The organism is Pantoea dispersa (assembly GCF_014155765.1).
GTDB classification, from domain to species: domain Bacteria; phylum Pseudomonadota; class Gammaproteobacteria; order Enterobacterales; family Enterobacteriaceae; genus Pantoea; species Pantoea dispersa.
On sequence record NZ_SCKT01000011.1, the window covers coordinates 37851 to 48949 of the forward strand.

Here is an 11099-nt window from a genome sequence, read left to right on the forward strand (position 1 = left end):
GCCACGCGGGATGTGGCGGGCCAGGATGCTAAGGACCAATGTCACGATGACAGGCGACGGAAAGCGCAGGAACAGTTGTCATGGATGAGCAGGGAGCACAGCGGTGGCGGGAATGCTGCAAACGAACCGGGAGCACTGTAATCACAGTGCTCCCTTTTTTTATGCCGTTTTTGCGCGCGCACCCACTAATGATATGCTTGCCGCCCCTTTTTGACGCGGAGGTAGCGTATGTCGACGCACCTGATTATTCAGCGGCTGCAGCAGGTCGAAGCGGTGATGCGCGAACACGGCCACTGGCAGACGCACGCCCCGGCGGCGGAAGCCTTTAATAGCACGCAACCTTTCTGTCTCGATACCCTGCAGCCGCTCGAATGGCTGCAGTGGGTCCTGCTGCCGCGCATGCAGGCGCTGCTTGACGCCGGCGCCGCGCTGCCGCAAAACTTCGCCGTTACGCCTTATTATGAGATGGCCCTGCCGCCCACCACGCCGGGCCATGCAGCGCTGCTGCTGACGCTCAGCCAGCTTGATGCGCTGTTTGCGCCGCCGGACGCCTGATGCTGGAGATCATTTATCAGGATGCATGGCTGGTTGCGGTGAATAAACCGGCGGGCTGGCTGGTGCACCGCAGCTGGCTCGATCGCAAAGAGAAAGTGGTGGTGATGCAGACGGTGCGCGATCAGATTGGTCAGCACGTATTTACCGCGCATCGCCTCGATCGTCCCACGTCTGGCGTGCTGCTGATGGGGCTCTCCAGCGAAATCGGGCGGCTGCTGGCGCAGCAGTTTGAACAGCATCAGATACAGAAGACCTATCACGCAGTGGTGCGCGGCTGGCTGGACGGTAGCGCAACGCTGGATTATCCGCTGGTGGAAGAGCTGGATAAAATTGCGGACAAGTTTGTCACGGAACCGCGCGCGCCGCAGCCGGCGGTCACCGATTATCGCGCGCTGGCGCAGGCGGAACTGCCGGTGGCTATCGGCAAGTACCCCAGTGCACGTTATACGCTGGTTGAGCTGTCGCCGCACACCGGGCGCAAGCATCAGCTGCGACGCCATATGGCGCACCTGCGTCATCCGATTATTGGTGACAGCTCGCACGGCGATCTGCGGCAGAACCGCGGTGCCGCAGCCCACTTTGGCATGGATCGACTGATGCTGCACGCCAGTGCGCTGACGCTAACGCATCCGGTGACCGGCAAACCGCTGGTGATTCGCGCCGGGCTGGATCGCGTCTGGCAGCAGATGCTGCAATCGTTTGGCTGGCAGCAGCAACTGCCCGAGGTGCCGAGGGTTGAGTTTGCCGCTGAGGCAGTCCAGGATAAGCCGACAGAATAAAGGAGCGGCAAAATGGCAAAGATTGGCATTTTTACAGGTACGGTGTACGGCAACGCGCTGCTGGTTGCCGAAGAGGCGCAGCCGGTGCTGGAAGCGCAGGGGCATGAGGTGAAGGTGTTTGAAGATCCGTCACTGGCCGACTGGCAGGCTTACAGCAAAGAGGTCGCGTTAATTGTTACCTCGACCACCGGGCAGGGCGATTTTCCGGACAATATCGCGCGACTGTATGTGCAGGTGCGCGATGAGCTGGGCTATCAGCCTGAGCTACGCTATGGCGTGATTGCTTTAGGCGACAGCAGTTACGACCACTTCTGTGGGGCCGGTAAGACCTTTGATGCCACGCTGCAGGAGCAGCAGGCGCAGCGTATTGGCGAGGTGCTGCTGGTGGATGCGACGGAAAATCCGGAGCCCGAGTCAGTGACCACGCCGTGGGTGGAGAGCTGGGGTAAGCTGTTGTAGTTTGGCTTGGTTCACGCCCTCACCCTAACCCTCTCCCGCAGGCGGGAGAGGGAACAGCCTGTGCGCGCGGGGGCTGCAGGGATTAACCTTAACGGTTCACCCGAACCGCTTCCTCTTCCGCCAGGTGTGCACACATCACGTCACCGGTGCCGGATTGAATACCGCCAGCTGATTACGGATTCCCCAGCGATCTGACCACGTCTGTTTACGTCCGCTGGCGATATCCAGAATCAGCTCAAACAGCCGCCAGCCGACCTGTTCAATACTCTCTTCGCCCGTCGCGATGGTGCCGGCATTGATGTCCATCAGGTCATGCCAGCGGTTCGCCAGCGCGCTGCGCGTCGCCATTTTGATCACCGGAATTGCCGCCAGGCCGTAGGGCGTGCCGCGCCCGGTGGTGAACACCTGTAGCGTAATGCCGGAAGCCATCTGCTGGGTGCCACAGACAAAATCGCTGGCCGGCGTGGCGGCGTAAATCAACCCGCGCTGCGTCGGGCGCTGTCCGGGTGACAGCACTTCGACAATCGGGCTGCGGCCGGATTTAGCAATTGAGCCCAGCGCTTTTTCTACCACATTGGCCAGGCCACCTTTTTTATTGCCCGGCGACGGATTCGCGCTGCGGTCGGTTTGCCCCTGGCTCAGATAATCGTCGTACCACGCCATCTCCTCCAGCAGCCGTTTGCCCACCGCTTCGTTTACCACACGCGGCGTCAGCAGATGGATCGCATCGCGTACCTCGGTCACTTCCGAGAACATCACCGTCGCACCACAGCGCACCAGCAGATCCGAGGCAAAGCCAACCGCCGGATTGGCCGTCACGCCGGAAAACGCATCGCTGCCGCCGCACTGGGTGCCGACCACCAGCGCTGACGCCGGGCAGGTTTCGCGCTGACGCTGGTTGAGTTTTTTCAGATGGCGCTCGGCCACCTGCAGAATTTCATCGACCATCGCGCCAAAGCCCACGTGACGCTCATCCTGCAGGCGCACGATATCGCGCTCATCCAGCGAAATGGCCTGTACGTCCGGTGTGCCGGTCAGCAGGCGCTCCGGCTGTAATTTCTCGCAGCCGAGGCTCACCACCATCACTTCGCCGCCAAAATTAGGATTCAGCGCAAGGTTGTGAATGGTACGAATCGGCACCACCGCCGCCGGTGCGTTGATCGCCACGCCGCAGCCATATAAATGGTTGAGCGCCACCACCCCATCGACGTTGCTGTAGCGCGGCAGCAGATCGCGCTCAATCAGCTGCACCACGTAATCCACCACGCCCGCCACGCAGTGCACGCTGGTGGTGATGCCGAGCAGATTGCGCGTGCCGACGCTGCCGTCGGCATTGCGATAGCCTTCAAAGGTGTATCCTTCCAGCGGTGGTAGGGGCGGCGGCACGTTAGTTGCCAGCGGCAGGCTGGCCAGCGGTGGGGCGGCGGGCAGCGCCACCAGCGACTCCTCAATCCAGCTGCCGCGCGCAATCGGGCGCAGCGCTGTGCCAATCACTTCACCGTAACGCACGATGGCACCGTGGAGGGCGATATCGCTCAGCGCCACTTTGTGCCCCTGCGGCACATGCTCAGTCAGCTGCAGACCGTCATCAAAGCGGCTGCCTGCGGGCAATCCCTGATCGTTGACCACAATCGCCACGTTATCGGCGTCGTGCACTTTAATGTAGCGCGGTTTGTCTGTCAGAGGTCGGTTCATTGCTCACCTTCCTGTTCGTCGCACCGGTCATAGCGGTGCGGTTGAAATCACGTCCGTCACATCATCGTTATTTGCCAGCCTCAGTATAAGCAGGGGTATTGGCCCACGCATTGTGCAACTGACTGGCTTTGTGCCGCGATCGGCGCGCAGTTTGGTTCGTTTTACCAAACGCAAGTGAAGAGCCTCACAAAGCGTACGCTTGCTGTTCACTTTTACAGCAATCTGGCGGCTGAATGGCGGGTTCCGTGAGCCACGCCGCAGCGTTATGGGCAAATGCCAGAAAATCGTGCCGGATTGATGATTATCCTCGGGCGTTCCTCCAGTGTTTAGCGGCGATGCTGTTCCTATACTGATTGCCGTTCTTCAACGTTTGGTTATTCGTCACGACGCATCATCGTTTTGCCATAACAACAATCGCCGTGTTTAACCCAACATCATTCTGATACCCAACGCGATGTGTATGCAGTCAGAGTGAATGTAGCGTTCGCTATATTTTCAGGAGTGCATCATGAATAGTTACAGCCAGACAGCGGCAGCAGTGCAGAAGCGCACTAATGCCCGTTACTGGATTGTGGTGATGTTATTTATCGTCACCTCGTTCAACTACGGTGACCGGGCCACCATCTCGATTGCCGGTTCGGCAATGTCGAAGGAGATCGGTCTCGATTCCGTCGGCCTTGGCTACATCTTCTCCGCTTTTTCGTGGGCGTATGTTATCGGTCAGATTCCTGGCGGCTGGCTGCTGGACCGCTTTGGCTCCAAACGCGTCTATTTCTGGAGCATCTTCCTGTGGTCGCTGTTTACCCTGCTGCAGGGCTTTGTCGATATCTTTAGCGGCTTCGGCATTGTGGTGTCGCTGTTCCTGCTGCGCTTCATGGTGGGACTGGCGGAAGCGCCGTCTTTCCCGGGTAACAGCCGTATTGTTGCTGCCTGGTTCCCGGCGCAGGAGCGCGGTACCGCCGTCGCCATCTTTAACTCCGCCCAGTACTTCGCCACGGTGATTTTCGCACCGATCATGGGCTGGCTGGTGGCTGAGGTGGGCTGGGCGCACGTGTTCTGGTTCATGGGCGGGCTGGGCATCATTCTCAGCTTTATCTGGCTGAAAGTGATTCACGATCCGAACGATCATCCTGGCGTGAACAAAGCCGAACTGGAGTACATGGAGCAGGGCGGTGCGCTGATCAACATGGATGCGAAGAAAGCCGATCGCAAAGTGAGCTGGGATGAGAAGTGGTTTCAAATCAAGCAACTGCTCTCCACCCGCATGATGTGGGGGATCTATCTCGGTCAGTACTGCGTTAACGCCCTGACCTATTTCTTTATTACCTGGTTCCCGGTGTATCTGGTGCAGGCGCGCGGCATGTCGATTCTTAAAGCCGGCATGATCGCCTCGATTCCCGCCATCTGCGGCTTCCTCGGCGGCGTGCTGGGCGGCGTGATTTCAGATTACCTGATGCGTAAAACCGGCTCGCTGAACATCGCGCGTAAAACCCCGATTGTCATCGGTATGCTGCTCTCCATCAGCATGGTGATGTGTAACTACACCGAAACCGAATGGGTAGTGGTGCTGTTTATGGCGCTGGCGTTCTTTGGTAAAGGCATTGGTGCGCTGGGCTGGGCGGTGATGGCCGATACCGCACCCAAAGAGATCAGCGGCCTGAGCGGCGGGCTGTTCAATATGTTCGGTAACTTCTCTGGCATCGTCACGCCGATTGCCATTGGCTACATCATCGCCTCCAGCGGATCGTTTGAAGGCGCGCTGATTTATGTCGGCATCCATGCGTTTGTGGCGGCGTTCAGCTTCCTGGTGATAACCGGCGATATCAAACGTGTCGAACTCAAACCCCGTTCATAAGGAACCGAATATGAATACGCAAAGTTCCCCGGTGATTACCGACATGCAGGTGATCCCGGTGGCGGGTTACGACAGCATGCTGCTCAACATCGGCGGCGCGCACAGCGCCTGCTTCACCCGCAATATCGTGGTGCTGACCGACAGCGCCGGCCACACCGGCGTCGGCGAAGCGCCGGGCGGTGAAACCATTTATCAGACGCTGGTCGCGGCAATTCCGCAGGTGAAAGGGCAGCAGGTGGCGCGCATGAACCGGCTGGTGCAGCAGGTGCACAAAGGCAACCAGTCGGCGGATTTCGATACCTTCGGCAACGGCGCCTGGACGTTTGAGCTGCGGGTCAATGCGGTGGCGGCGCTGGAAGCGGCGCTGCTCGACCTGCTCGGCCAGTGCCTTGGCGTACCAGTGGCCGAGTTGCTGGGGCCGGGTCAGCAGCGCGATGAGGTCACGGTGCTGGGCTACCTGTTTTACATTGGCGATCGGCGTAAGACTGATTTGCCGTATCAGAGCGGCGACGCGGCCGGTCACGACTGGTATCACCTGCGCCATCAGGAGGCGCTGACGCCAGACGCGGTGGTGCGCTTAGCCGAAGCGGCGCAGGACAGGTACGGCTTCAAAGATTTCAAACTCAAAGGCGGCGTGCTGCCGGGCGAGCAGGAGATTGCCTCGGCGGTGGCACTGAAGCAGCGTTTCCCGGACGCGCGCATCACCGTCGATCCCAACGGCGCCTGGCATCTGGATGAAGCCATCGCGCTGTGCAAAGGCCTGCACGAGGTGCTGAGCTATGCCGAAGATCCGTGCGGTGCCGAGCAGGGATATTCCGGGCGCGAAGTCATGGCCGAGTTTCGCCGCGCCACCGGTCTGCCGGTCGCCACCAATATGATCGCCACCAACTGGCGGGAGATGAACCACGCGGTGATGCTCAACGCGGTCGATATTCCGCTGGCCGACCCGCACTTCTGGACGCTGAGCGGCGCGGTACGCGTGGCGCAGCTGTGTGATGAGTGGGGACTGACCTGGGGCTGCCACTCCAATAATCACTTCGACATTTCGCTGGCGATGTTTACCCACGTCGGCGCAGCGGCACCGGGTAAACCGACCGCCATTGATACCCACTGGATTTGGCAGGAGGGCGACCAGCGCCTGACCAAAGAGCCGCTGCAGATCCGCAACGGCAAAATTGCTGTGCCGGACAAGCCCGGCCTCGGCGTTGAACTGGACTGGGATCGCCTGCGCCAGGCTAACGCCCTGTATCAATCGCTGCCGGCAGGCGCACGTAATGACGCCACGGCAATGCAATATCTGGTTCCCGGATGGTCGTTCGACCGCAAGCGTCCGGCTTTTGGACGCCGCCATGCATAAGGAGCAGGAAATGAGTCACACCCCCAAAATTACAGCAATGCAGGTCATTCCGGTGGCCGGTTACGACAGCATGCTGCTGAATCTGAGCGGTGCCCACGCGCCGTTTTTTACCCGCAATATCGTGATTGTGAAAGATAACGCCGGCCACACGGGCGTGGGCGAGATCCCCGGCGGCGAGAAAATTCGTCAGACGCTGGAAGACGCGGCGGCGCTGGTAACCGGAAAAACCGTCGGCGAGTACAAAAATATCCTCACCCTGGTACGCACCACCTTTGCCGATCGCGATGCCAGCGGGCGCGGCAATCAGACCTTTGACCTGCGCACCACCATTCACGTGGTGACCGGCATCGAAGCGGCGCTGCTGGATCTGCTCGGCCAGCATCTGGGCGTCAACGTGGCGTCGCTGCTGGGCGAAGGACAGCAGCGTGACCGTGTCGAGATGCTCGGCTACCTGTTTTACATCGGAGATCGCCGCAAAACGTCACTGCCGTATCAGAGCCAGACCGATGATCCGTGCGACTGGTATCGTCTGCGGCATGAGGAAGCGCTGACGCCGGACGCGGTGGTGCGCCTGGCAGAAGCCGCCTATGAAAAATATGGCTTTAACGATTTCAAACTGAAAGGTGGCGTACTGCGCGGCGGTGAAGAGGCCGAAGCAGTAACCGCACTGGCGAAGCGTTTCCCGCAGGCGCGCGTGACGCTCGATCCCAACGGGGCCTGGTCGCTGAATGAGGCCATCCTGCTCGGTAAACAGCTGAAAGGCGTGCTGGCTTATGCAGAAGATCCGTGCGGCGCTGAACAGGGTTACTCCGGACGTGAAGTGATGGCCGAGTTCCGGCGCGCCACCGGTCTGCCTACCGCCACCAATATGATCGCCACCGACTGGCGCCAGATGGGCCACACGCTGTCGCTGCAGTCGGTCGATATTCCGCTGGCCGATCCGCACTTCTGGACCATGCAGGGCTCGGTGCGCGTGGCGCAGATGTGTCATGACTTCGGCCTGACCTGGGGTTCGCACTCCAACAACCATTTCGATGTTTCGCTGGCGATGTTCACCCATGTGGCCGCCGCCGCACCGGGCGCCATTACCGCCATCGACACCCACTGGATCTGGCAGGAGGGCAACCAGCGCCTGACCAAAGAGCCGTTGCAGATCAAGGGTGGCATGGTGCAGGTGCCGCAGAAGCCGGGCCTTGGCGTCGAACTGGACATGGATCAGGTGATGCAGGCCCATGCGCTGTATCAGCAGCATGGACTGGGCGCGCGCGACGATGCGCAGGCGATGCAGTTCCTCGTGCCGAACTGGACATTTGATAACAAGCGTCCGTGCCTGGTGCGCTGATTTTATTCCGCGCGCCCGCGGGCGGCGGTGCTAAATAACAGGAGTAGAGATCATGAGCAATGCCTGGCCCAACCCTTTTCGTCGTCGTTTGCTGGCAGGGGAAACCCTGATTGGCAGCTGGTGCGCCCTTGCCAATCCTCTCACCACGGAAGTGCTGGGGCTGGCGGGCTTTGACTGGCTGGTGCTGGACGGCGAACACGCGCCGAACGACATCACCACCTTTATTCCGCAGCTGATGGCGCTAAAAGGCAGCCCGAGCGCGCCGGTGGTGCGACCGCCGTGCAATGAGCCGATCATCATCAAGCGTCTGCTGGATATTGGCTTCTATAACTTCCTGATTCCGTTTGTGGAAACTGCAGAAGAGGCGGCGCGCGCGGTGGCATCGACCCGCTATCCGCCAGCCGGGATTCGCGGCGTGTCAGTTTCGCATCGCAGCAACATGTACGGCACGCTGGCGGACTACAACGCCACCATCAATGACAACATCACCGTGCTGGTGCAAATCGAAACCCAGCAGGCGGTGGACAACATTGACGCCATCGCGGCGGTGGATGGCGTAGACGGCATCTTTGTCGGCCCGGGCGATCTGTCAGCGGCGCTGGGCTATCTCGGCCAGCCGGCGCATCCGGAAGTGCTGAAAGTGATCCGTTACATCCTTGAGCGCGCCAAAGCTGCCGGTAAGCCGAGCGGGATTCTGGCGCCGGTGGAGGCTGACGCACGCCGTTATCTCGAATGGGGTGCCAGCTTTGTTGCCGTCGGCAGCGATCTCGGTGTTTTCCGCCACGCCACGCAGGCGCTGTGCGACAAATTTAAGCAGTAACTGACGAAGGGGAAAGGCAATGAAAATTGGATTTATCGGCCTCGGCATCATGGGCAAACCGATGAGTAAAAACCTGGTGAAAGCCGGTTACACCCTGGTGGTGCGCGACCACAACGCCAGCAACGAAGCCGAACTGGTGGAGCTGGGTGCCACCGTGGCGAAAACGCCGAAAGAGCTGGCCGCGCAGGTTGACGTGGTGATCACCATGGTGCCGAACTCACCGCAGGTGAAAGAGGTGTGTCTGGGCGAGAACGGCATTATCGCAGGGGCGAAGCCGGGGCTGGTGGTGATCGACATGAGCTCCATCGCGCCGCTGGCCAGCCGCGAAGTGCATGATGCGCTGGCAGAAAAAGGCATCAGAATGCTGGATGCGCCGGTGAGCGGCGGTGAGCCAAAAGCGATTGAAGGCACGCTGTCGGTGATGGTCGGCGGCGATAAAGCGCTGTTTGATCAGTGCTACGATGTTCTTAAGGCGATGGCCGGTTCGGTGGTGCACACCGGCGATATCGGCGCGGGCAACGTCACTAAACTGGCCAACCAGGTGATTGTGGCGCTCAACATTGCCGCGATGTCAGAAGCGCTGTCGCTGGCCACCAAAGCCGGCGTCAATCCGGAACTGGTTTACCAGGCGATTCGCGGCGGTCTGGCGGGCAGCACCGTGCTGGATGCCAAAGCGCCCATGGTGCTGGACCGCAACTTTAAGCCTGGCTTCCGTATCGATTTGCATATCAAGGATTTAGCTAATGCGCTTGATACCTCACACGGCATTGGCGCACATCTGCCGCTGACCGCGGCGGTGATGGAGATGATGCAGGCGCTAAAAGTCGACGGGCAGGGTACGTCCGATCATAGCGCGCTGGCTTGCTATTATGAAAAATTAGCCAAAGTTGAGATCACCCGGTAGTGCCCGCGTCCGGTGTCTGCGGATGCCGGACGCTGTACTGCCTTAGCCAGACGGATTTCCGTCACCTACCGCGCTCGGATTGCCTATGAAAATTGTCATCGCACCGGATTCATACAAAGAGAGTTTGTCCGCCCTGGAAGTGGCTACCGCGATAGAAGCGGGATTTCGCGAAATTTTCCCCGCCGCTGACTATGTCAAAATACCGGTCGCCGACGGCGGAGAAGGCACGGTTGAAGCAATGGTGGCGGCAACCCAGGGCAACATCGTCAGACTGACGGTGACCGGGCCGCTCGGCGAGCCGGTCGACGCGTTTTACGGATTATCCGGTGATGCGCGTACCGCCTTTATTGAGATGGCGGCGGCCAGCGGGCTGGAGCTGGTGCCTGCGGCACAGCGCGATCCGCTGATCACCACCTCCTACGGTACCGGTGAACTGATCAAAAACGCGCTGGATCGCGGCGTCGATCACATCATCATCGGCATCGGCGGCAGCGCCACCAACGACGGCGGCGCCGGCATGGTGCAGGCGCTCGGTGCCCGGCTGCTGGACAGCGACGGCAGCGGGATTGGCTACGGCGGCGGGGCACTGCCGCAGCTGGCGAAGATTGAGATCGCCGATCTGGATCCGCGCCTGCTGCAGTGCCGCATTGAAGTGGCGTGCGACGTGACCAATCCGCTGATTGGCGAAGAGGGGGCGTCGGCGATTTTTGGCCCGCAGAAGGGGGCCACGCCGCAGCTGGTGCAGCAGCTGGATGCCGCGCTCGGCCATTACGCCGCGATTATTCAGCGCGACCTGGATATTGATGTGCTGCACATCGCCGGCGGTGGCGCAGCCGGCGGCATGGGCGCGGCGCTGCATGCGTTTTGCCACGCGGAACTGCGGCGCGGCATTGAGATTGTCACCGAAGCGCTGGGGCTGGCGCAGCAGGTGCAGGATGCCGATCTGGTGATTACCGGTGAAGGGCGCATCGACAGTCAGTCAGTTAACGGCAAAGTGCCGGTTGGCGTGGCGCAGGTGGCGAAGCAGTTCAATAAGCCGGTGATCGGCATTGCGGGCAGCCTGACGGCGGATGTCGGTGTGGTGCATCAGCACGGGATCGACGCGGTGTACAGCGTGCTGTCGGGTATCTGTTCGCTGGAAGAGGCGCTGGCCAATGCCGCGCAGAATGTCCGCCTGACGGCAAGGAACGTCGCTGCCACGATCAAGGTGGGGCAGGGTTTGTAAGGGGAGGCGGTGCGGTTTTCCCCTCACCCCAGCCCTCTCCCGCAGGCGGGAGAGGGGGCTGATGGTGCACGGATTTGGATTTCGCGCTGTTCCTCTGGATCGCACCGG

At 60.5% G+C, this 11099-nt stretch carries 10 protein-coding genes; 9 read left to right on the plus strand and 1 reads right to left on the minus strand.

The window, feature by feature from the left end:
* Positions 1-228 precede the first annotated feature (228 nt).
* Genes H7K56_RS21360 through H7K56_RS21370 form a run of 3 tightly spaced genes read left to right on the plus strand, consistent with a single transcriptional unit; the run spans position 229 to position 1793 of the window.
* Positions 229-555, plus strand: a complete 327-nt coding sequence (locus H7K56_RS21360; RefSeq protein WP_058771608.1) for a YqcC family protein — start codon at positions 229-231, stop codon at positions 553-555.
* Positions 555-1334: a tRNA pseudouridine(65) synthase TruC gene (truC, locus tag H7K56_RS21365; protein ID WP_150361116.1), complete on the plus strand. Its 780-nt coding sequence runs from the start codon at positions 555-557 to the stop codon at positions 1332-1334. Before H7K56_RS21360 ends, truC begins: the two co-directional genes overlap by 1 nt.
* Before the next feature lie 12 nt (positions 1335-1346).
* Positions 1347-1793, plus strand: coding sequence for a flavodoxin (locus tag H7K56_RS21370; RefSeq protein WP_021507375.1), 447 nt, complete (start codon positions 1347-1349; stop codon positions 1791-1793).
* A 135-nt stretch (positions 1794-1928) separates the two neighbouring features.
* Here H7K56_RS21370 and garD read toward each other — a convergent pair whose 3' ends face one another.
* Positions 1929-3488: a galactarate dehydratase gene (gene garD / locus H7K56_RS21375; protein WP_132467002.1), complete on the minus strand. Its 1560-nt coding sequence runs from the start codon at positions 3486-3488 to the stop codon at positions 1929-1931.
* 508 nt (positions 3489-3996) lie between these two features.
* Between garD and H7K56_RS21380 the strand changes: the two genes are divergently transcribed.
* From H7K56_RS21380 to H7K56_RS21405, 6 genes are all read left to right on the plus strand, one after another.
* Positions 3997-5343, plus strand: coding sequence for an MFS transporter (locus H7K56_RS21380; RefSeq protein ID WP_150361117.1), 1347 nt, complete (start codon positions 3997-3999; stop codon positions 5341-5343).
* A 10-nt stretch (positions 5344-5353) separates the two neighbouring features.
* Positions 5354-6700, plus strand: a complete 1347-nt coding sequence (locus tag H7K56_RS21385) for an enolase C-terminal domain-like protein (RefSeq protein WP_058771606.1) — start codon at positions 5354-5356, stop codon at positions 6698-6700.
* Positions 6701-6710: 10 nt separating this feature from the next.
* The gene (gene gudD, locus H7K56_RS21390) at positions 6711-8042 is read left to right on the plus strand and encodes a glucarate dehydratase (RefSeq protein WP_125310155.1); all 1332 of its coding nucleotides are present in this window, start codon (positions 6711-6713) and stop codon (positions 8040-8042) included.
* Positions 8043-8094: 52 nt separating this feature from the next.
* Positions 8095-8862 (plus strand): 2-dehydro-3-deoxyglucarate aldolase, encoded by a 768-nt coding sequence (garL, locus tag H7K56_RS21395; RefSeq protein WP_021507370.1) that lies wholly within the window; start codon positions 8095-8097, stop codon positions 8860-8862.
* Between the two features lie 19 nt (positions 8863-8881).
* Positions 8882-9766 (plus strand): 2-hydroxy-3-oxopropionate reductase, encoded by an 885-nt coding sequence (gene garR / locus H7K56_RS21400; RefSeq protein ID WP_150361118.1) that lies wholly within the window; start codon positions 8882-8884, stop codon positions 9764-9766.
* Between the two features lie 85 nt (positions 9767-9851).
* Positions 9852-10991, plus strand: coding sequence for a glycerate kinase (locus H7K56_RS21405; RefSeq protein ID WP_058757043.1), 1140 nt, complete (start codon positions 9852-9854; stop codon positions 10989-10991).
* The last annotated feature ends 108 nt before the right edge of the window (positions 10992-11099 follow it).